We start from the raw sequence: 21,254 nt of genomic DNA on the forward strand, positions 1-21,254 counted from the left end.
ACCCCTAATGTGACATGGCCTGGGACCGAGGGGGAGCGCGGGCAGGTCCAGCAGACTGGCCTGCGCCTGTCCCTGTCCTTATCGGGCCCGCGCGGCGGCGAGCAGGCGCTCCAGCGCCTCCTTCGCGCTCTGCCGGCGCTGCGCCTCGGGCAGCGCGCCCGCGCGCAGGCGCTGGATCTCGGCGCACAGCGCGGCGCGATCGCCGGCGGGAGGCTGCCCGCAGAGCCGCTCGCGCGCGCCCTGGACGCGCGCGTCGCCCGGCGCCGGGTCGCCCGCGAGCGCGGCCGCAGCGGCGTCGATGAGGAGCGCGGTGGCCGCCGCGTCGTCGCTCTCTCCCAGCCAGCGGGCGACGAAATCAGGCTGCCGCGCGAGCCTCGAGAGGACATCCCAGCGCTGCGCGCGCACCGCGAGCTCCGTCGCGAAGAGCACGACCTTCAGGTTGCGGCCGAGATCGGGGAGGACGCGCGTCTCGCCGTCGAGCGCCATCACGTCGTCGACGACGCTCCCGTCGAGCGCCGCCGCCGCGCAGCGCACCGCGACGCTGAGCAGATCCGCGCGCAGCGCCGGGCCGAGCGACGGCGCGCGGCCGAGCGCGCGCGCGGCCTCGAGGACGAGCGGGCCGCAGTGCCCCTCGCGCCGCTGCCGCGCGAGCATCACGCCGGCGTCGTAGAGCCGGCCGCTCCGGCGCAGGGCCTCCACGGCGGCCGTGAACGCGTCGGGGTCGTACGTCCCGCGCTCCGCCGCCGTGAGGAAGCCGTCGAGGCTGCGCAGGACCGGGCACGCCGCCGCGCTGCCGGCGCGCCGGAGGTGCGGGAGCTTGCCGAGCACGTCCGCGATGCGCAGCGACAGCGCGAGCGGGTAGGCGTCGCAGGCGGGCTCCTCGTAGCCGCCGAGCGCGACCCGCGCCTCGGTGCACGCGAGCGGGCCGGCGACGGCGGCGAGCGAGCGCGCGGTCCTCGCGACGAGCGGCCCGAGGCCCTCGATCGCGGCGAGCCCCGCCGGGAGCGGGTCGAGCAGCGCCGCGACCGCCGCGTCGTCGGCGTCGGGCGGCAGGAGGCCGCGGACGAGCGTCCACAGATCGCCGGCCAGGAAGGGGTGCCCGGCCTCGGCCGCGAGCTGGGCGTCGATCGCGAGCAGCGCGCGCGCGTCCTTCCCCCAGGCGAGCGGCTGGTCCGAGCGCAGCGCGCGCGGCCCGAGCCGCAGGCCGAACGAGAGCGCGGCGATCGCCCGGCGCGCCGCCGCGGCGCCGCGGTCGGCGTCGCCGTCGAGGAAGTGGTAGGCGGCCGCGAGGGACGCGGTGCTGACGTAGGCGCGCGCCGCGTCCTCGTCGCTCCGGGGCGAGCCCTCGGGGGCGAGCGCCGCGGTGAGCGCGCCCTCGGGCTCGCCGCGGGTGCGGAGGCCCAGGCCGAGCTGGAAGCCCGTCGACCCCTCGAGGATCCCGGCGCCGTACGAGACGTCGAAGCTGAGCGAGAAGACGCGGGTCGGGGTCTTTTCCTCGTAGCGGTAGGTCATGCGCGGCACGCGCAGGCCGCGCGCGTCGGCGTCCGCGAGGACGCGGTCGAGCGCGGCGCGGGCCTCGGCGCGGCGGCCGCCGGCGAAGTCGCGCGCGGCGCCGACGATCGCGAGCACGTCCCCCGCGTCCGCCGTCTGGCAGGCGTCATCGGACGCCTCGCGCATCGCGTCCGCGTAGGCCGACGGGTCGGGGGCGATCCCGTGGTGACGGGCCTTCGCGATCTCGCTCAGGTACGAGAGCGCCCACGCGACGCGGCTGCCGCGCTCGTTCGCGAGCGCGACGGCCTCCGGCGACGGCGGCGCGCCCAGCACGGCCGCGCCGAGGAGCGAGGTGAGCAGCCCGAGGTCGGCCTGGTCGCGCATGCCGAGGGCGGAGAACGCCCTGGCGTAGCCGACGAACAGGCCCCGGAGGTCGGCGTCCGCCCGGGCGGCGGGCACGGACGCGAGCGCGTCGAGGAGGGCGGCCCCGGCCGGGCCCGGCGCCGCCTCGGGGCGCGCCGCGCCGCCGCGGAGCGCGGCGGAGAGCCCGCGGAGCACGCGGCCGAGCGGGGCGCCGCTCTGCTGCGCGAAGCGCTCGGCGGTGGCGGACTCGAAGAGCGCGCGGGCGAGCGCGTAGCCGCCGGCGAGCGCGTCCGAGAGATCGCGGTCGGCCCAGCCGGCGAGGCCGGCGGCCACGGCGGCCTCGGCGTCCGCGGTCGGGACGGTGAAGCGCACGCGGGGCTCGGGCGCGCGGGCGCGCGGCGGCGTCGACGTCGGATGGGGCGGCGCCGCGAGCAGGTCCATCGCGTCGGAGAGGAGCGTCACGAGCAGCCGCGCCCGCCGCGCCCACGACCCGTCGCCCTGCTTGAACCGCGGCGCGAGCAGGATCCGCCCGCGGACGTCGCCGAGCCGCGCGAGCGCGCGGCGCGCCTCGGGGCTCGGCCCGCGCCCCGCGGCGGCGCAGGTGCCCCTCTCGGGCGGCGGCCTGCGCGAGCGCTCGGTGAGGAGCACGGCGAGCACGCCGTCGGCCAGCGCGGTGACGTCCTCCACGAGCGCGGGCGGCGGGGTCTCCGGGGCGCCCGCCGTGACGGCGGCGCCGCCGCGCGCGGTGGACTGGCCGTCGGGCGCCGCGGCGTGGCCTTCGGACGCGCCGGCGCCGCCCTCGGGCGCCGCGAGCCCCGCGACGGCGCGCCGGAGCGCGTCGCGCGCCGCGCGGCGCTCCGGAGGGAGCCGGGCCGGGTCGATCGCGCGCGGATCGAGCGCGCCGGCGGCGCCGAGCGCGGCGTAGCGCGACAGGCTCGCGGCGAGCGCCGCGAGGCCGGGGTGGGGGAGCGCCGCGTCGTGCGAGAGCGCGCGGCCGATCTGCGCCGACGAGAACGCGAGGTCGGGCGCCTGATCCGAGAGGGTCCGGTACAGCGCGTCGGCGGCGTAGAGGCCGGCGACGCCCCAGCCGGTCTGCGCGGTGAGGTCGCCGCGCAGCTTGGCGGTGAGCGCGCCCTGCAGGGCCAGGAAGTGCGCGGCCTGCACCTCGGGGGGGTACGACATGCCCGCGAAGACGCCGGCGAGGACGGCGCCGAGGACGGCCTCCGGGTCGCGCGCCTCGGCCATGCGGCGCTGCACGGCGACCTGCGTGAGGTCGACGATCGCGTCGCGGAGGCGCTCGTCCCCGAGCACCCCGGGGCTGTAGGCGAGGGGGATCTGCGCGAGCGCGCGGTAGCGGCGCGGCTCGGCCTCGGCGAGGGCGCGCAGCGCGGCGAGGTGCGCGAGGCCGAGCTCGGTGACGCGCCGGTGGACGGCGCTGCCCGCCTGGCCCGCGGCGGGCCAGCGGCCGCGCTCGTGGAGCAGGCTCGGCGCGTGGGCCCACGCGGTGCTCGTCCGATCGACCGCGCGGACGAGCGCCTCGTAGCGCGGCAGCCACGCCTCGAGCGGCAGCTTCCCGCCCGGCGCCGCCGGGGCGCTCGCCGCGGCGCCGGTCGCTGCGCTCCCGGCCGCGAGCGCAGCGGCGGGCGCGGCGTCGCTCGGGGCGAGCGCGGCGGCGAGCTCCGCGGCGAAGAGGAGGTCGCGCGGGCCCTCCATGGGCGGCGCGATGCCACGGCCGCAGCCGCGGGCCTTCCCGAGCAGGTCGTCGAGCGCAGCGCGCCGGTCCGCGGGCACCCCCCGCAGCACCGCGGCGCCGCGGGCGCGCCACGCCGCGCGGCTGTCCCGGGCCGTGCGCACGCGGAGGAGGTCGCCGTACGGCGTGTCCCCGGCGGCGGGCGGAGAGCTCAGCCGGGAGGAGGCCGACGGCGCGGCGGTCGCGCCGGACGCGCCCGTCGCGCGGCGCTCGTCCTCGTCGTCGTCGAGCGCGATCCCGGCCGTCCCGAGGAGCTGGAGCGCGTAGCGGCCGCGCAGCGCCGGCTCGTCGTCCGGATCGCGCCCCTCCACGGCGGCCGCGATGGCGTCGGCCGCGCGCGCCGCCTCGACGTAGCGGAAGGCTCCGGCGGCGCTGAAGGCGCGGCGCACGAGCGCGGCGAGCGCGATGTCGTCCGCGACGCGCGCGAGCGACGCGTCGCCGCGGGCGACGGGCGCGACGCCGGCCATGAACGGGGCGAGCGGATCGCGCGGAAAGAGCTGGACCGCGCCGCCGCCGCCAGCGCGCGCGTGGACGAGGTGGTCGTACCCGAGGGCCTCGCCGAGCGCGAGGAGCAGCGCCTCGGTCCCGAGCGTCCCCGGCGGCGGCAGCGGCGCGGCGCGGATCCAGACGGCGTCCGCCGAGCCGCCGCGGCGCGCGCGGCCGCCGGCCTCCGCGCCCGCCTCCACGATGACCGCGGCGCCCGGCCTCGGCCCGTCGCGCCGGTCGAGGTCGCGGAGCAGGAGCGCCCACGGGTCGCCGGCGTCCCGGGCGGCGCGGGCCTCGACGTAGCCCAGGGCGAGCTCGCGCGGCGCGCGGCCTTCGGCGACAGCCGCGGCGAGGGCGCGCTCGCACGGATCGAGGTGCGCCGGATCGCAGCGCGACCCGCGCGAGCGCGCTGCACCCGACGGACCGGCGCCGCCGCAGCCCGCGGCGAGGAGCCCGAGGAGGAGCGCCGAGCAGAGCGAGAGAGCGCGCGACGAGGAACCCACGCGATCGTGCAGCATGACGAGCGCGCGACCTACCACGAAGACGGCGGGCTGGCTTCCTGCCCCTCGGACGCCGTGCTACCTCCGCCGTATGCGACGGGCTCCGGAGCGACGAGGTGCCGGTGGCGAGGGGGGCAGCGGGAGCGCCGGTCGCGTGGCGCGCGGCGCCGTCGCGCTCGGCCTCGTGTCCCTCGCGCTCGCGGCGTGCAGCCAGGGCGACGAGGGCGGGTATGCCGGGACGACCGCGCGCGTCGGCAAGGACGCCACGACGATCTACATCAACAACGGCAGCGAGCCGGAGTACGTCGATCCAGGAAAGTCGAACGACTCGGCGAGCTCCACGCTGATCCAGCAGCTCTTCGAGGGGCTGACCTCCTATGGCGCCGGCGACCTCCGCCCGGTGCAGGGCGTCGCGACGCGCTGGGAGCAGAGCGACGACAACCGGGTCTTCCGGTTCCACCTGCGTCCCGAGGCGCGCTGGTCGGACGGCAAGCCGGTGACGGCGCACGACTTCGAGTACGCGTGGAAGCGCGTGCTGCGGCCGTCCACGGCCTCGCTCGCCGCGACGAACCTGTACGTCCTCAAGAACGGAGAGCTGTTCGGCGTCGGCAAGCTCAAGGCGCTGCGCGAGGCCGCGCCGCTCCGCGCCGCCCCGCGGGCCGACGCGCCGTCCACGGTCGAGCTCCCCAGGGGGTCGTTCGTCGTGGTGCTGGCGCGCTCGCCCATCCAGGTGGACGCCGCGATCGCGCCGCTCCCGGCGCTGCCGGAGGGCGCCGCCACGGTGACGTTCACGAAGGGCGACGCGAAGGGCGGCACCGAGGACCGGCTCGCGCTCGACGCTGCCGCGCCGCTCGGCCCCGCGCCCGGCGGCGGCTGGAAGGGCGCCGTGGTCGACATCGTCCGCGCCGGCCCGCCGTGCCAGTGCAACGGCGCCGCCGACCGCTGGTTCGAGCTCGAGCGGGGCGGCGCGCGCGGCTTCCTCCCGGGCTGCCTGCTCACGCCGGCCGCGGAGGGCGCGCGCCCGGGCGCCGAGCCGTACGCGCTCGTCACGCCGCACGCGAGCCTGCCCACGTACGACGCCGCGGCGACCCCGGCGCCCGCGCAGGGCGAGCCCCCGGTGGGCTTCGTGCCCGACGCGCTGCTCGTGCAGGACGACAGCGCCGTCGGCGTCCGGGCCAGGGACGACCTCACCCTCGACGTGGAGCTCGAGCAGCCCACGCCCTACTTCACCGATCTCACGAGCTACGTGACGCTCTTCCCCGTGCGCAAGGACGTCATCGAGGCGTTCGAGCAGCGCGGCGAGCCCGAGCTCTGGTTCCGCCCCGAGAACATCGTGGTCAACGGCCCCTACACGCTCGATGAGTGGAAGTTCCGTTACGAGATCACGATGAAGCGGAATCCCCACTACTGGAACCGCGACAAGCTCAAGACCCACCGCGTCGTCTGGCTGGAGGTCGAGCAGTACAACGCCGCGATGAACATCTACAAGGCGGGAGATCTCGACTACATGGGCGACAACGCCTCTCTCCCGTCCGAGCACGTGACGTGGCTCTCGACCAAGAAGGATTTCCATCGGTTCCACTACCTCTCCACGTACTGGTTCGAGTTCAACACGAGGAAGCCCCCGGTCGACGACGTCCGCGTCCGCTGGGCGTTGAACCTCGCGGTCGACAAGCACCAGCTCGTCGAGAAGGTCACGCGGGCGGGGCAGACGCCGGCCACGCACTACGTCCCTGACTACACAGGCTCCGGCTACGACGAGGCGGTGGCCGAGGACAGGAAGCGCGGCGCCGATCCGTTCTCGTCGCCGGACGTCGTGTTCAACCCCGAGCGGGCCCGCGCGCTGCTCGCCGAGGCCGGCTACGAGGTCGTCCGCGAGGGCGACGGTTACCGGGCGAAGAACTTCCCGGCGCTCGAGATCCTCTACAACACGAGCGAGGGTCACAAGCAGGTCGCCGTCGCGGTCCAGGACATGTGGAGGCGTCACCTCGGGATCTCCGCCACGCTGCGGAACGAGGAGTGGAAGGTGATGCTCAAGAACGTGCGCGACGGCCATTTCCAGATCGTGCGGTTCGGCTGGATCGGCGAGTACAACCATCCGGCGACGTGGCTCGGCACCCTCCTCTCGTACAGCCCGCAGAACCGGACGGGCTGGGCCGACAAGGAGTTCGACGACCTGATGCGCTCCGCCGCGGCGATCGCCGATCCCGGGGAGAGCATCCAGATGTTCCGCAAGGCGGAGAAGCGGGCGCTCGACCAGATGCCCAAGCTGCCGCTGTATTTCTACACGAAGTCGACGCTGGTGAAGCCCTGGGTCAAGGGGTTCATCGGCAACGCGCGGAGCGTGCAGCTCGTGAAATGGCTCTGGATCGATCCGAGCTGGCGCGACAACCCGTCGAACGAGACCGCGTTTCCGCAGCTCGAGTTCCCGCCGCCCGGCCGGCTCGGCCCGGCCCCGGGCGAGGCGATCGCGCCCTGAGGGGGCCTGCGGGCGCGACGTTGCCTCGCCCTCCTCGCGCGTAGGGAGCGTAGGGAGCTGCCGGCGTGTTCACGTACGCCTTCCTCCGCGCGGTCGTCGGGAGATCGATGACGCGGACAATCAGCGGATTTCCAGGTCGTTCGGCCGCGCGTGCCGAGGAGAGGTCCCCATTGACGCGCTGGCCTGCGCCGTGGCCAACTCCCCGGGAGCGCATCACGGACCCTCTCGGGAGAACGACATGAGCAAGACGATCCTGGTCACGGGCGGCGCGGGCTACATCGGCTCGCATACCTGCGTGGAGCTGCTCCGCGCGGGCTACCAGGTGGTCATCCTCGACAACCTCTGCAACAGCAGCAAGGCGGCCGTCGATCGGGTCGAGCGGATCGCCGGCAAGCAGGTGACGTTCGTCCAGGGCGACATCCGCGACGCGGCGCTGCTCGATCGGCTGCTCGCCCAGCACCCGGTCGACGCGACGATCCACTTCGCGGGGCTGAAGGCGGTCGGCGAGTCGGTCGAGAAGCCGCTCGCGTACTACGAGAACAACGTCGCCGGGACCGTGTGCCTGCTCAAGGCGCTCGACGCCCGGGGCTCGCGGAGGCTCGTGTTCAGCTCGTCGGCCACGGTGTACGGCGATCCGGAGCGGGTGCCGATCGACGAGGGGTGTCGCCTCGGGCCGGCGAACCCCTACGGGCAGTCGAAGCTCATGGTGGAGTACATCCTGCGCGACGTCGCGGCGACCGGCGGCTGGTCGCTCGCGTCGCTGCGCTACTTCAACCCGGTGGGCGCGCACGAGAGCGGGCTCATCGGCGAGGACCCGAGCGGCATCCCGAACAACCTGACGCCGTTCATCACGCAGGTGCTGGTGGGGCGGCGCGACAAGCTCCGCGTCTTCGGGGGCGACTGGCCGACGCCGGACGGCACCGGCGTGCGCGACTACATCCACGTGGTCGACCTCGCGCTCGGGCACCTGGCCGCGCTGAACCGCATCTTCTCGGTCGGCGACAGCTTCACGGTCAACCTCGGCACCGGCCGCGGCTACTCCGTGCTCGAGGTGGTGTCCGCGTTCGAGAAGGTCAGCGGCAAGCGGGTCCCCCACGAGATCGTCGCCCGGCGCCCCGGCGACGTCGCCTCCGTGTACGCGGATCCGGCGCGGGCGACGGAGCTCCTCGACTGGCGCGCCGAGCGCGACATCGAGACCATGTGCCGCGACAGCTGGCGCTGGCAAGAGCAGAATCCAAAGGGGTTCGCGGACTGACACACTCTCTCCCTGGCGCGTTCCTGGTTCCTTGATAGGGGAATTTGAACCACAGAGGCACAGAGGGCACAGAGGAGAGAGAAGAGAGAGAAGAAAAGAATCTATATCTCTTCTCTTCCCTCTGTGCCCTCTGTGCCTCTGTGGTTTTTTTTTCTCTCATGAAGCCAGGAATCGCCGGGGCCCGAGGATCAGCGATGACGTCGTTCGCTCTCGCCCTTGAGCCCCGTCCGCGCGTCGCCCTCCTCGGCGCGCTGCTCGCCCTCGCGGCGTGCACCGGCGAGCGCGAGGACCACGTCGGGACGACGGCGCGCACCGGCAAGGACGTCACCACCTTCTACGTGAACAACGGCGCCGAGCCGGAGTTCCTCGATCCCGGCAAGGCCGTGGACTCCGTGAGCATCACGCTGCTCCAGCAGATGTTCGAGGGGCTGACCAGCTACGCCGCGGGCGATCTCCACCCGGTGCAAGGGGTGGCGACGCGCTGGGAGCAGAGCGACGACAACCGGGTCTTCCGGTTCCACCTGCGGCCGGAGGCGCGCTGGTCGGACGGCAAGCCGGTGACGGCGCACGATTTCGAGTACGCGTGGAAGCGCGTGCTGCGGCCGTCGACGGCCTCGCTCGCCGCGACGAACCTGCACGTCCTCAAGAACGGCGAGCTGTTCAACCTCGGCAAGCTCAAGGCGCTGCGCGAGGCCGCGACCTTGCGCAGCGCGCCGCGGCCCGACGCGCCGGCCGCGCTGTCCCTGCCGAAGGGCGCGTTCGTCGTGGTGCTCGGCCAGTCACCCGCCCGCGTGACGTCGGCGGTGACCCCCCTCGCGGCGCCGCCGCCCGGCGTCGCCTCGGTGACCTACAGCGAGCCCGACGAGAACACCGGCGCCGGCGAGCGGCTCGCCTTCGACGCGGCCGGCGCGACCCCGCCGCCCGCCCCGCGCGACGCCGACCCCGGCGGCGGGTGGCGCGGCGCCGAGGTCGCGCTCCTCGCGGCCGGCCCGCCGGTCACCTGCAACGGCGCCGCCGACCGCTGGTTCGAGGTCGAGGGCCCCCAGGGCCGCGGCTTCCTCCCGGGCTGCCTGCTCGCGCCGCCCGCGTCCCCGGACGCCGCCTACGCGCTCGTCGCGCCGCACGCGAGCCTCCCCACGTACGACCCAGCCGCGCCGCGGTCGGCGCCGCCGTCCGGCGCGGCGGCCGGGTTCATCGCCGCGTCGGAGCTGGTCGAGGACGACACCGCCGTCGGCGTGCGGGCCCGGGACGAGCGGACGCTCGACGTCGAGCTGGAGCAGCCCACGCCGTACTTCACCGACCTCACGAGCTTCGTCACCCTGTTCCCGGTGCGCCGCGACGTCGTCGAGCCCTTCGAGGCGCGCGGCGAGCCGGATCTCTGGTTCCGCGCCGAGAACATCGTGGTCAACGGGCCGTACCTGCTCGATGAGTGGAAGTTCCGCTACGAGATCACGATGAAGCGGAATCCGGCGTACTGGGGCCATGACGCGCTCAGGATCCACCGGATCGTCTGGATGGAGGTCGCCCAGCACAACGCCACCCTGCAGCTCTACAAGGCAGGGGACATCGACTACCTGGGCGACAACGCCGAGATTCCCTACGAGCACCTCGGCTGGCTGTCCGGGAAGAGGGACCTGCGGCGCAGCGAGTACCTCTCCACCGTGTATTACGAGCTCAACACGAGGAAGCCGCCGCTCGACGACGCGCGCGTCCGGTGGGCGCTGAACCTCGCGATCGACAAGCGGCAGCTCGTCGAGAAGATCACGCGCGTGGGGAAGCCGGCGACCCACTACGTGCCCGACATCACCGGATCCGGCTATGCCGAGCAGGTGGCCGAGGAAAGGGAGCGCGGCGCGGATCCGTTCTCGAGCCCCGAGGTCGGCCACGACCCCGCGCGCGCCCGCGCGCTGCTCGCGGAGGCCGGCTACGAGGTCGTCCGCGAGGGAGACGAGCTCCGCGCCAAGGGCTTTCCGCCGCTCGAGGTCCTCTACAACACGGGAGAGGGGCACACGCAGGTCGCCGTCGCCATCCAGGATATGTGGAAGCGCCACCTCGGGATCTCCGCGACGCTGCGGAACGAGGAGTGGCGGGTGATGCTCAACAACCTCCGTGACGGCAACTTCCAGGTGATCCGCCTGGCCTGGTACGCCGATTACAACCATCCGCAGACGTGGCTCGGGACGTTCCTCTCGTACAGCCCGAACAACCGGAGCGGGTGGGCCGACGCGGAGTTCGACGCGGCGGTGCGCAGGGCCGCCGCGATCGCCGATCCGCGGGAGAGCATCCGGCTCTACCGGGCGGCCGAGCGGCGCGCGCTCGACGGGATGAGCAGGATCCCGCTGTATTTCGAGGAGAAGCCGACCCTGGTGAAGCCGTGGGTGAGGGGGTTCATCCCCAACGCGCGCAACACGCAGCTCGTCAAATGGCTCTGGATCGACCCCGACTGGCAGCACAGGCCCGCCGGGGAGCCGCCGCGGGCGCTGGAGCTGCCGCCGCCGGGGCGGCTCGGAGAGGGGCAGTGAGCGCCACATGATTGACTGGATACCGGGTCAGCCGCGGCGACCGTCCTGCGGGCGCGCGCGGCTCCGGAACGCGCTCCGGTAGGCCTGGGGGCTCGTGCCAGCCACGCGGTGGAAGTGCTGGCGGAACGCGGCCACCGAGCCGAAGCCGGCGTCGGACGCGACCCGCTCCACCGATCGCGCCGTCGTCTCCAGCAGGAGCTGCGCTCTGCGCACGCGGGCGCGCAGCAGCCACTGCAGCGGGGTCGTCCCCGTCTGCTCCTTGAAGTGCCGGTTCAACGAGCGGACGCTCATCGCCGCCTGCCGGGCGATGTCGCGGAGCGCGATCTCCTTGCGCAGGTTCTCCTCGATCCAGTCGAGGACGCGGCTCAGCGAGCTGCCGTCGGCGGTGGGCGGCGCGTGCACGATGAACTGCGCCTGACCGCCGTCGCGCTCGAGCGGCATCACCGAGAGGCGCGCCGCCTCCGCCGCGACGGCCGCCCCGTGGTCGAGACGGACCATGTGCAGGCACAGGTCGAGCCCGGCCGCCGCGCCGGCGGACGTCAGCAGCTGTCCGCAATCCACGTAAAGGACGTCCGGATCGACCTCGACGCGCGGAAACCGCCGCGCGAGCTCCCCGGCGGCGAGCCAGTGCGTCGTCGCCCTCCGCCCGTCCAGGAGCCCGGTCGCGGCGAGCAGGAACGCGCCGGAGCAGATCGAGGCGACGCGGGCCCCGGCGCCGGCCGCCCTCCGCACGGCGCGGAGCAACCGCTCCGGTACGGGGCGACCGATGTCGGCGATCCCCGGGAGGATCACCGTGTCCGCCCTGCGGAGCTCCTCGAGCCCGTGACGGACCCGCAAGCGAAAGGCCCCAGCGTCGACCTCCTTCGCAGCGGCACACACGCGGACCTCGTAGGCAGGGCGCCCGTTCGGGAGCCGCACGCGTCCGAACACCTCGGTCGGGATCGACAGATCGAAGGCCACGACGTCGTCGAAGGCGACGATGGCGACGCGATGCATGGCCGGATTATGCATGCAGGCCATGATCGCGCCAGGCCAGCTCACGCGACGATCGGCGGGCATCTCGGCTCCACAGCGCCGTTCGAGCCGGCTGGCCAGAACCTGGCGATCTTTGGCGTTTCAGCCGCTCGCGCCGCCGCGGCGCGCGTGCGATGACATCGTTCGTGGTCGAACGGGGACGAGGGGCCTCGGCGGAAGGCCCCCGGAGCGCGAGATGATGTTGTATCAGCTGGTCCTGACGTTGAAGTTCCTCGGCGCGATGGGGTACGCCGGCGGGCTCGTCGCGAGCTTCGTCGCGGCCGATCCGCGCGAGCGGAAGCGCGCCGTGCACCGCATCGCCTCTCCGAGCCTGCTCGCGACGTGGTGCGCCGGATACGCCCTGACCGCTCTCGGTGGCTTTCGGATGTCCGAGCTGTGGGTCGTCGGCGGGCTCGCGCTCTCTGTCGGCTCCAACGTCATCCTCGTCTACTGCGTCTCGCGCGACAAGCGAGGTCATGGCGCGTTCTCGTGCGCCGCGCTCCCGCTCGCCGGCGTCGTCGCGCTCATGGTCCTCAAGCCGACGTGGGCGCAGGTGTTCCAGTGAGCTCGCTCCGTTCCTTGCGTCTGGCGAGCCTCGTCGAAGGAACATCCCTGCTGCTCCTCCTGCTGATCGCCATGCCGCTGAAGTACGGTCTCGGCCTGGCGATCGCGGTGCGCGTCGCCGGAAGCCTTCACGGTCTGCTCTTCCTCGTGCTGCTCTCGGTCGCGTCTCGGGCGTATTTCGAGCGAGCGGTCTCGGCGAGGAGCTTGCTCCGCGTTCTCGGCCTCTCGATCGTCCCGCTCGGGTTCCTCGCCGCCGAGCGGCTGCTGCGACGCGAAGCTGATCGGGACCACCCAGCTACCGGCTAATCGCGGCAATACCGCGATTCACGACACCATGGATGCAGAGACGCGCCCTCGGCTTGGCGGGGGCGGGCAGGCTCGGCTAGAGTCGCGACATGCACCTCTCCGACGCCTCGATCGGCGCGACTCACGTGCTCCTCTGGGGCGACCGCGCCGCCGTCGAGATCCGCTGTCCAGGTCCCGGCGTGCTGCGCGTCCGCCACGCCCCCTCGTCCGCCGTGACGGGCTTCACGCACCCCGAGCCGGCGCCGAAGCGCTCCTTCGCCGTGGTGGCCGAGGGCGCGCTGCCGCTCTCCGCGCGCCGCGAGGGGGACACCCTGCACGTGAGCGCCGAGGGCGCCTCTCTCGAGGTCTCGCTCGCCTCGGGCACATGGACCTTCCGCGACGGACAGGGCGGCGTCCTCGCGCGCTGCGAGGGCGTCTCCGGCGAGGTGAAGCCCGCCTTTCCTGTCGACGAATACCGCTCCCGGATCTCGCTCGAGGCGCCGGAGGCCGAGGCCTACCTCGGCTTCGGCGAGAAGGTCGGCCCGCTCGACAAGCGCGGACTGCGCTTCACGTTCTGGAACACCGACGCTTACCCGCCGCACGTGGAGTCCGACCCGCTCTACGCCTCGATTCCCTTCTTCGTGGCGCTGCGCGGCGGGGTCGCCTGGGGCTTCTTCCTCGACGAGCCGTGGCGCTCGGAGGTGGATATCGCCCTCAGCGACCCGGGCCGCATCACCTGGGAGTCGCGGGGGCCCGAGCTCGACGTCTACCTGATGACCGGCCCGCACCCGGCCGACGTCCTGCGGCGCTACGCCGCGATCACCGGCCATCCCGCCATGCCGCCGCTCTGGAGCCTCGGCGCGCACCAGTCGCGCTGGGGCTACGAGACCGCCGACGACGTGCGCGGCGTGGTCCGCGGCTATCGGGCGCGCGGGCTGCCCCTCGACGTGGTCCACCTCGACATCGACTACATGGACGCTTACCGCGTGTGGACCTGGGACCGCTCGCGCTTCCCGGATCCCGCGGGGCTCGCGCGCGAGCTCGCGGCCGAGGGCGTCAAGCTGGTGACCATCGTCGACCCCGGGATCAAGGCCGACGAGGGCTATGCCGTCTTCGAGGAGGCGCGCGCGAAGGACTACCTCGTCCGGCTCTCCCGCGGCGGCACGCTCGTGGGCGAGGTGTGGCCCGACCCGGCGGTCTTCCCGGATCTGACGCGCGAGGAGGTGCAGCGCTGGTGGGGCGATCTGCAGAGGTCGTTCGTCGACGTGGGCGTCGCCGGCATCTGGAACGACATGAACGAGCCCGCGTGCTTCTCCGTCCAGCCCGACCGGGGCCTGCCCGCGCCGAACGGCGGGCGCAGCTCGGGCCTCGGCACGATCGAGGGCAGCACGCTGCCCCACGACGCGCGCCACGGCGCCCGGCGCCACCTCGAGGTCCACAACGTCTACGGGCTCGGCATGTCGAAGGCGGCCCACGAGGGCCTCGCGCGCCACGCGCCCGCGCGGCGCCCGTTCGTGCTCACGCGCGCCGCCTTCGCCGGCATCCAGCGCTACGCCGCTGTGTGGACCGGCGATTTTGCCAGCAACTTCACGCACCTGGAGGCCTCGATCCCGATGCTGATCGGCCTCGGCCTCTCGGGCGTCCCGTTCGTGGGCGCCGACATCCCCGGCTTCGCCGGCCGCGCGAACGGCGAGCTGCTGGTGCGCTGGATGCAGGCCGGGCTGTTCTACCCGCTGATGCGCAACCACGCGGCCCGGGGCAGGCCGGCGCAGGAGCCGTGGCGGTTCGGCGAGCCGTTCCTCGACCTCGCGCGCGCGGTGCTGGAGCGGCGCTACCGGCTCCTGCCGACGCTCTACACGCTGATGCACGAGGCGGCGGAGACGGGCCTCCCGGTCCTGCGGCCGCTGTCCTTCGCGGCGCCGGCCGACGCCGAGGCGCTCCACGCGTACGACCAGTTCCTCTTCGGCGACGACCTGCTCGTCGCGCCGGTGGTGCGGCCCGGGCAGTCGAAGCGGCTCGCGTACCTGCCCGCCGGCGCGTGGCTCGACCTCGCGAACCTCGAGCGCGCCGGCAAGGTCGAGGAGGGCGGGCGCCACGTGATCGCCGACGCGCCGCTCGATGTCGTCCCCGTGTGGCTGCGCGCCGGGGGCGCGGTGGCGCTCACGGCGCCGCGGATGCACACGACGAGCGCGCGCTGGGAGGAGATCACCTGGCACGTGCACGCGGCGGAGGCGGTGAGCGGCCGCCTCTACGAGGACGAGGGCGACGGCCACGGCGCGTCGCGCCTCACGCGGATCTCGGGCGGCCTCGACGGCGGCACGCTCGCGCTCGAGCGCAGCGTGGAGGGCGAGCTGCCGCTCGCGCGCGAGGTGGAGACCCTCCGCGTCCACGGGGTGCCGGCGCCGCGCTCCGTCACCGGGGCGCGATCGCACCGCGTGGTGGACGGCGTCGTCGAGATCGAGGTCGCGGCCGACTGGCAGCGGATCGAGCTGCGCGCGCCCTGACGGCCGGGGCCGCGCGCCGCGGCGGTCAGCCGTGCTTCATCACCCAGTCGAGCGCGAGGCGCACGCGCGAGGAGAGCTGCCGCCGTGACGGGTACACAGCGAAGAGCTCGCGGGGCTCGACCGTGCGCCCCGTCACGGTGAGCTCGACGAGCGCCTCGCCTTGCTGCTCGATGACCTCGCGGGGCGCGCACACCACGCCGAGCCCCTGCGCCGCCGCGGCGATGGCCGCGCGCGGATCGTTCACGCAGAAGCGCGCGCGCGGCCGGACCTCCTCGATCGAGCCGTCCCGCCGCCGCAGGCGCCAGGCGCCGCCCGGGTGGCTCAGGACGGCGGGCACCGACCCGAGCGACGCGCGGGGGAGCCGGGTGCGGCCGTTCAGGGCCTCGCGCACGAGGCGCGGCGACGCGGCGAGCGCGTACGGGAGCGACCACAGGCGCCGCGCCACGAGCTCGGCGTCCTGAACGGGCCCCGCGCGAAAGGCGAGATCGATGCCCTCCTCGACGAGGGAGACGACCGCGTTGGTGAGCGTGAGCTCCACGGTCAGGCGCGGGTGCCGGGCGGCGAAGGAGAACAGCGCCGGCGCGATGCGCTGCGCGCCCGTCATGACGGGCGCCGTCACCCGGAGCCTGCCCGCGGGCTCGTCGTCGCGGTCCGCGGCCCTGTCGAGCACCGACGCGAGCTCGTCGAGCAGCGGCCCGGCGCGCTCGAGCAGCCGCGCGCCCTCGCCGGTGAGGCCGACGCGGCGGGAGGTGCGCTGGAGCAGCCGCACGCCCAGCGCCTCCTCCAGCTGCGCCACCCGGCGGCTCACCGTGCTGGTGGGCACCCCGGTGCGCCGCGCCGCCTCCACGAAGCTCAGGTGGTGAGCGACCGCCGCGAAGAGCCGCACGTCCTCGAGCGAGATCATCCCGTCCATGGGATGAAGCATGCCACAGCGTCCCATGGTTCGGAGGAGGCGGCGACGCTACGTCTCGGTCATGAACCTTGAACAACAGCACATCGTCATCCTCGGGGGCTCGTCGGGGATCGGCCTCGGCGTGGCCAGGGCCTGCCTCGCGCGCGGCGCCTCGCTGACCCTGGTGAGCCGCTCCCCCGAGAAGCTCGCCGGCGCCGCGGCCGAGCTCGGGGAGGCGCGCCGCGTGCGCACCTTCGCCGCCGACGTGACGCAGGAGGCCGAGGTGCGCCGCCTCTTCGACGAGCATCCGCCCGCGCGTCACGTGGTCGTGACGGCGGTGCAGGGGCATTATCAGCCGATCCGCGAGATGGATATCGCCGCGGCGCGCCGCGCGATCGACTCGAAGCTCCTGGCGGCGCTCCACGTCGCCAAGCACGCGCGGATCGAGCCGGAGGGCTCGCTCGTCTTCACGACGGGGATCGCGGCGGTGCGGCCGGGGCCGGGCGGGTCGGTCATCGCCGCGGTGAACGGGGCGCTCATGTCGCTCGTGCGCGCCCTGGCCATCGAGCTCGCGCCGGTGCGCGTGAACGCGCTGTCGCCCGGCTGGATCGACACGCCGGTGTGGGACTCCATCGCGGGCGCCGCCAAGGAGCAGCGCTTCACACAGCACGCGCGCCGCCTCCCGGTCGGCCGCGTCGGCGCGCCCGCGGACATCGCCGACGCCGCGCTGTTCCTGATGGGCAACGGGTTCACCACCGGCGAGGTGCTGCACGTCGATGGGGGACACCGGCTCATCTGAGCCCGGCTGCCCGCATCGAGCACAGGATAGCGCCACGGCGGCTGTGGAGCGCAGCGGCTGCATGAGGACGACGCGCTGCATTACGCACCTCGACGGTCGAGGCAGCGCTGATTCCGAGCGATGCAGCTGGGCTGAATTAAGCGATCTCCACGAGATCGAGCGGACTGCGCCGCGAGATCTCGCGTAGAATTCCAGGGGTGACGTTGACAGGCTCCACGAGGTGTGGTTGTCCTACTTTATCCCAGGAGTGCTCTATGTCCCCTCGTTCTCTCTTTCTTGTGACCTTCGCCATCGCAGCCCTGGCCTGCTCTTCGGGGTCGGACGATAACAACGGCAACTCGACCGCCGGCTCCGGCGGCGGGACGACCACGGGCGGCAGCAGCGGGACGACTTCGCCGGAGGGCAGCAGCTCGAGCGGCGACGACATCGGGAGCATCTCGGGGGGCAACGTGGCCGTCGGGTCCGGCGGCGCCGGCGGCGGGAGCGAGTGCAAGAGCACGCTCGATGTCCTCTACCGCGACTTCAACGACACGCACCCCGACTTCGAGATGGACTTCCGGGGCGACGTGGTCCGCCGCAAGCTCGTCGAGCCGGCGCTCGACGCCGAGAGCAAACCGGTGTTCCTCGACTCGGTGGGCTGCCAGGCGGACCTGCAGACACCGCTCGACTGCGGGGGCGGGAACCCGAACCAGGTCGTCATCACGAGCAAGGCGTCGTTCGACCAGTGGTACCGCGACGTCCCCGGCGTGAACATGACCTTCCCCAAGCAGATCGAGCTCGCGGAGACGCCGGCCGGCTCGGGTCGGTACGTCTTCGACAGCACGGATTTCTTCCCGCTCGCGCCGGAGGAGGGGTTCGGGATCAACCCCCCCAACGGCAAGAACCAGAACTTCCTCTTCACCACCGAGATCCACCTCAAGTTCGGCTACGTCGCCGGCCAGGAGTTCAGCTTCCGGGGCGACGACGACATGTGGATCTTCATCAACGGCAAGCTCGCCCTCGACCTCGGCAGCATGCACGGGCCCGAGTCGGGCGTCATCGACTTCGATGCACAGGCCAACTACCTGGGCATCTCTCCGGGCAACACGTACACGATGGATATCTTCCACGCGGAGCGCCACACCGACGGGTCGAACTTCCACATCGAGACGAACATCTCCTGCTTCGTGCCCGTCGAAGTCCCGCGCTGAGGCCCGGGATCCCGCTCAGCCCACGCTCAGCCCTCCGGACAGGGGGGCTTCGGATCCGGGCATGACTGGCCCTCGACCCAGGGCCGCGTCTGCTCGCAGCCGCTCACGTCCTCGAAGGTGTTTCCGGTGACGAAATCGGGGCCCGCGGTGCCGTTCCAGCCGCGGGTGACGCCGTGGCCGGCGACGTGGCGGATCGTCGATCCCTGGATGAACGCGCTGCTCGGCGGCTGGCTGAAGATGACGGCGCCGTTGAACGTCGAGAGATCGTTGCACGAGAGCAGGATGCAGCCGCAATCGTAGCCCGCGTACTCGATGATGACGTTCTCGAGGACGTTCTCCTGGCGCGGGATGCCGCCGTACCAGAGCCCGCCCCAGTCGCCGGGGGCGGGGCTCTCCGCGGCCGAGGTGAAGACGATGGGCCGCTCCGGCGTGCCCAGCGCGCGGAGGGCGCCGCTCGCCGCGAACTCGCCGGTGAAGTGCTCGATCTGAAAGAAGTTGCCGGGCTCGAAGCGGATGGTGACGCCGGGCTCGATGGTGAGCGTCGTCAAGGGCGCGCCCTCGCCGCCGGCGCCGATGTTGAACCGGGCGTCGCGCCAGTCCCCGAAATGGTAGGGCACGCCGCGGTCGCGCAGGGTCGTGTCCTGTTGCAGGCCGGAGGTCTGATTGGCGCCCTCGTCCTGGATCAGGATCTCGTCCTTGCGGTTGCCGGTGTACACGCCGGTCGGGATCGAGCCGAGCGCCTGCTCGCCGAGCTCGAGCGGATACGGGTGCTCGTCGCTGCCGCTCTCGGTGATCACGAGATCCGTCGAGCCCTCGGCGAACGACGACGCCCGCAGCAGGAGGACCCCGGCGCCGAGCGACCCGCGCACCGTCACGTTGTCGACGAGCAGCGCCGGCGCCGCCGGGGTCACGGAGCCGCCGTAAGCGGAGAGCGTCGCGTTCGCGTGGAAGCGATCGCCGCCGCCGCCCTCGAGGGCCACGTGCCGGAGGGTCGCCTTGCCCGGCCAGGCGACGTGCACGTCATTCCAGCGGGCGCCCTCGCTGCCGCGGAACGCGATGGGCCGCGCCTCCGTGCCCTCGGCCCGCAGCTCGGCGCCCTCGTCCATCACGGAGATGCCGGTGTCCTCCTCGAGCAGCACCTCGGCGCAGGGCTCGATCGTGAGCGTCACGCCCGCCCGGAGGCGGACAGGGAAACCCACGATGTGCGGGCTGCCCTCCGCGGTCCAGGTCTCGCTCTCGTCGAGATCGCCCTCGTGGAGGGTCGGGCCGCCGGACGGCGCACCGCACCGCGGCTCGGCGGCGCCGCCCGAGCCGCCAGCCCCACCCGAGCCGTCGGCCGGAGGAGGATCGCCGGGGTCGCACGCGGCGAGGAACATCACACCTGTCGCGGTGATCGTGACTACAACGTTGCGCAGGGCCATATCTCGTGTCCTTTGTGAGCGCCTGTGCGCGGGCGCGCGCACGCGCAAAGAGGCAGAGACTAGCCGATTCGCACCCCGACCGCGGAGCGTTTGCGCGCTGGAGACGGGCCCCCGCGGCGATAACACAGCTAGGAAGGCGGCGTCGTTGCCATCGCCGTACGCCGGCTGCGCCTGGACGTCCGGTTCGAGGGCGTCGCGGCGTCAGGGCGCAGCGCGGTCACGGGATGAGCCTCGCGATGAGCATCGACTGCTTCATCGGGGGGCTCGAGAGCGGCCCGTCGCCGAGATCGATCGTGCCCTGAAAGGTCCCCGCGACGACAAGGGATCCGGCCGGATCGACGGCGAGGCGGGACGTCACTCCGAACTCCGAAGGCTCGAACGAGACGCTGCACAGCCCGTTGCCTCGCGGGTCGAGGCCCGCGACGAAGAGCCCCACCTGGCGCGCGGTCAGCGGGCCGCAGCCGAAATCCGCGTCCGACGTGACGGCGCCGGCCAGCCAGGTGTTGCCGGCGGCGTCGGCGGCGAGCGTGTGCGCTGCCGCGAAGCGCCTGGCGAACAGCGGCGCGCCGCCGGCGGAGAGCTTGGTGACGAACACGTCGTACCCGTCGCTCGTCAGCGTGGCGCCGTCGAACTCGAGCGACCCGGTGAAGAAGCCGAGCGTGGCCACGTTGCCCGCCCCGTCCACGGCCGTTCCGAGGTGGTCCTCGGCCTGCACGCCGCCGAGACCCCGGCTCCACCGGTGCTCGCCTTGCGGGCCGAGCGAGGCGACGAAGACGTCGGCCGACAGGCTGTCACCCGAGACCCTCGCGGACCTGAGCGGGCCGCCGCCGAAATCGACGACGTCGTGGAACGTGCCGCCGAGCGCGATGTTCCCCGCCGCATCGATGGCGACGGTGGGGGTCTGCGCGCTCTGTCGGCCGAAGCTCCTGCTCCAGACGTGGCCTCCCGATGCGTCGAGCCTGGCGGCGAAGACGTTGAGCCCGTCCCCGCCGTCGTTGGTGAGGGGGCCGCCGCCGAGGTCCACGGTCCCCGCGTAGTCGCCGACGACGACGATGCCGCCCGCCGGATGGAAGGCGACGCCGCGGACGTTGGCGGCCTGCGCGCCGTGCGCGCGGATCTCCCTGCTCCAGAGCTGCTGCCCCGAAGCGTCGAGCAGGACGATGAAGCCGCTCGGGCCTCCCTCGTCGTTCACGGCGCCGCCGCCGAGATCGATCGAACTGACGAAGCGGCCCCCGACGACGATGTTCCCGGAGGCGTCGGCCGCGATGGACAGGGCGACCTGATCGTCGGGCAGGGCGGATGGGACATCGCCGAACCGCCGGCTCCAGAGGTGGTTGCCGCGCGCGTCGAGCTTGAGGACGAACGCGTCGGCGCTGCCCGTGCTCACGAGAGGACCGCCTCCGAAGTCGACCGCGCCGTTGACATAGCCCGTCACGAGGATGTTGCCTTGCGCGTCGACGGCGAGGCCCTGCGGCTCGGCGTGGTCGAAATGACGGGCGAAATCGAGCGCGAGGCAGCCCGGCGCGCACGCGCGAGCGCCGCCGGCCCCGGCACCGCTGCTGTCGACGGCCCCGGCGCCGCTGCCGTCGACGGCCCCGGCGCCGCTGCCGTCGACGGCGGTCCATGACTCGATGTCCAGGCTGCTCCTCGCGCCGCAGCCGGACGTGACCAGCGCGGCGACCAGAGAAACACACCCCAGATCGGACCCTGTTCTGTTCATCCCTGTCTCCCGGCGCCGC

13 protein-coding genes are annotated in these 21,254 nt (G+C 73.6%); 8 read left to right on the plus strand and 5 right to left on the minus strand.

The annotated features are described in order from the left end of the window. Positions 1 to 78 precede the first annotated feature (78 nt). Positions 79 to 4,608: a hypothetical protein gene (locus WME76_RS14090; protein WP_437960642.1), complete on the minus strand. Its 4,530-nt coding sequence runs from the start codon at positions 4,606 to 4,608 to the stop codon at positions 79 to 81. 136 nt (positions 4,609 to 4,744) lie between these two features. Between WME76_RS14090 and WME76_RS14095 the strand changes: the two genes are divergently transcribed. The 3 genes from WME76_RS14095 (at position 4,745) to WME76_RS14105 (ending at position 10,846) form a co-directional block, all read left to right on the plus strand. Further along, positions 4,745 to 7,069, plus strand: coding sequence for an ABC transporter substrate-binding protein (locus WME76_RS14095; RefSeq protein WP_437960643.1), 2,325 nt, complete (start codon positions 4,745 to 4,747; stop codon positions 7,067 to 7,069). 238 nt (positions 7,070 to 7,307) lie between these two features. Next, on the plus strand, positions 7,308 to 8,324 hold the full coding sequence (gene galE, locus WME76_RS14100) for a UDP-glucose 4-epimerase GalE (protein WP_437960644.1): 1,017 nt from the start codon (positions 7,308 to 7,310) through the stop codon (positions 8,322 to 8,324). 194 nt (positions 8,325 to 8,518) lie between these two features. Then, positions 8,519 to 10,846, plus strand: coding sequence for an ABC transporter substrate-binding protein (locus tag WME76_RS14105; RefSeq protein ID WP_437960645.1), 2,328 nt, complete (start codon positions 8,519 to 8,521; stop codon positions 10,844 to 10,846). 27 nt (positions 10,847 to 10,873) lie between these two features. Here WME76_RS14105 and WME76_RS14110 read toward each other — a convergent pair whose 3' ends face one another. Further along, a complete protein-coding gene (locus WME76_RS14110; RefSeq protein WP_437960646.1) occupies positions 10,874 to 11,842 on the minus strand; it encodes a GlxA family transcriptional regulator in 969 nt (322 codons plus the stop codon). A gap of 214 nt (positions 11,843 to 12,056) precedes the next feature. On the opposite strand from WME76_RS14110, the gene WME76_RS14115 reads away from it, so the two are divergent. The 3 genes from WME76_RS14115 to WME76_RS14125 all read left to right on the plus strand — a co-directional run bounded on the left by WME76_RS14115 (position 12,057) and on the right by WME76_RS14125 (position 15,213). Then, entirely contained in the window at positions 12,057 to 12,425 is a 369-nt protein-coding gene (locus WME76_RS14115) for a hypothetical protein (protein ID WP_437960647.1), read from the plus strand. Continuing rightward, positions 12,422 to 12,730: a DUF3817 domain-containing protein gene (locus WME76_RS14120; protein ID WP_437960648.1), complete on the plus strand. Its 309-nt coding sequence runs from the start codon at positions 12,422 to 12,424 to the stop codon at positions 12,728 to 12,730. Before WME76_RS14115 ends, WME76_RS14120 begins: the two co-directional genes overlap by 4 nt. An 89-nt stretch (positions 12,731 to 12,819) precedes the next feature. Next, positions 12,820 to 15,213, plus strand: a complete 2,394-nt coding sequence (locus WME76_RS14125) for a glycoside hydrolase family 31 protein (RefSeq protein ID WP_437960649.1) — start codon at positions 12,820 to 12,822, stop codon at positions 15,211 to 15,213. A gap of 25 nt (positions 15,214 to 15,238) precedes the next feature. On the opposite strand, the gene WME76_RS14130 is transcribed toward WME76_RS14125, so the two are convergent. Next, the gene (locus tag WME76_RS14130) at positions 15,239 to 16,138 is read right to left on the minus strand and encodes a LysR family transcriptional regulator (RefSeq protein WP_437960650.1); all 900 of its coding nucleotides are present in this window, start codon (positions 16,136 to 16,138) and stop codon (positions 15,239 to 15,241) included. Between the two features lie 49 nt (positions 16,139 to 16,187). Between WME76_RS14130 and WME76_RS14135 the strand changes: the two genes are divergently transcribed. Next, entirely contained in the window at positions 16,188 to 16,904 is a 717-nt protein-coding gene (locus WME76_RS14135; RefSeq protein WP_437960651.1) for an SDR family oxidoreductase, read from the plus strand. Between the two features lie 254 nt (positions 16,905 to 17,158). Further along, a complete protein-coding gene (locus tag WME76_RS14140; RefSeq protein WP_437960652.1) occupies positions 17,159 to 18,094 on the plus strand; it encodes a fibro-slime domain-containing protein in 936 nt (311 codons plus the stop codon). 26 nt (positions 18,095 to 18,120) lie between these two features. Here WME76_RS14140 and WME76_RS14145 read toward each other — a convergent pair whose 3' ends face one another. Next, positions 18,121 to 19,515, minus strand: a complete 1,395-nt coding sequence (locus WME76_RS14145) for a hypothetical protein (RefSeq protein ID WP_437960653.1) — start codon at positions 19,513 to 19,515, stop codon at positions 18,121 to 18,123. Positions 19,516 to 19,732: 217 nt separating this feature from the next. Continuing rightward, positions 19,733 to 21,235, minus strand: a complete 1,503-nt coding sequence (locus WME76_RS14150) for a hypothetical protein (RefSeq protein ID WP_437960654.1) — start codon at positions 21,233 to 21,235, stop codon at positions 19,733 to 19,735. Positions 21,236 to 21,254 lie beyond the last annotated feature (19 nt).

Origin of the sequence: Sorangium sp. So ce119, from assembly GCF_051524405.1 — a bacterium.
GTDB lineage: Bacteria > Myxococcota_A > Polyangia > Polyangiales > Polyangiaceae > Sorangium > Sorangium cellulosum_G.

Bases quoted from the DNA above. Each gene is read 5' to 3' on its own strand.
- WME76_RS14090 (WP_437960642.1), bottom strand. From the start codon at position 4,608: ATGCTGCACGATCGCGTGGGTTCCTCGTCGCGCGCTCTCTCGCTCTGC.
- galE (WP_437960644.1), top strand. From the start codon at position 7,308: ATGAGCAAGACGATCCTGGTCACGGGCGGCGCGGGCTACATCGGCTCG.
- WME76_RS14105 (WP_437960645.1), top strand. From the start codon at position 8,519: ATGACGTCGTTCGCTCTCGCCCTTGAGCCCCGTCCGCGCGTCGCCCTC.
- WME76_RS14110 (WP_437960646.1), bottom strand. From the start codon at position 11,842: ATGCATCGCGTCGCCATCGTCGCCTTCGACGACGTCGTGGCCTTCGAT.
- WME76_RS14115 (WP_437960647.1), top strand. From the start codon at position 12,057: ATGATGTTGTATCAGCTGGTCCTGACGTTGAAGTTCCTCGGCGCGATG.
- WME76_RS14125 (WP_437960649.1), top strand. From the start codon at position 12,820: ATGCACCTCTCCGACGCCTCGATCGGCGCGACTCACGTGCTCCTCTGG.
- WME76_RS14130 (WP_437960650.1), bottom strand. From the start codon at position 16,138: ATGCTTCATCCCATGGACGGGATGATCTCGCTCGAGGACGTGCGGCTC.
- WME76_RS14135 (WP_437960651.1), top strand. From the start codon at position 16,188: ATGAACCTTGAACAACAGCACATCGTCATCCTCGGGGGCTCGTCGGGG.
- WME76_RS14140 (WP_437960652.1), top strand. From the start codon at position 17,159: ATGTCCCCTCGTTCTCTCTTTCTTGTGACCTTCGCCATCGCAGCCCTG.
- WME76_RS14145 (WP_437960653.1), bottom strand. From the start codon at position 19,515: ATGGCCCTGCGCAACGTTGTAGTCACGATCACCGCGACAGGTGTGATG.
- WME76_RS14150 (WP_437960654.1), bottom strand. From the start codon at position 21,235: ATGAACAGAACAGGGTCCGATCTGGGGTGTGTTTCTCTGGTCGCCGCG.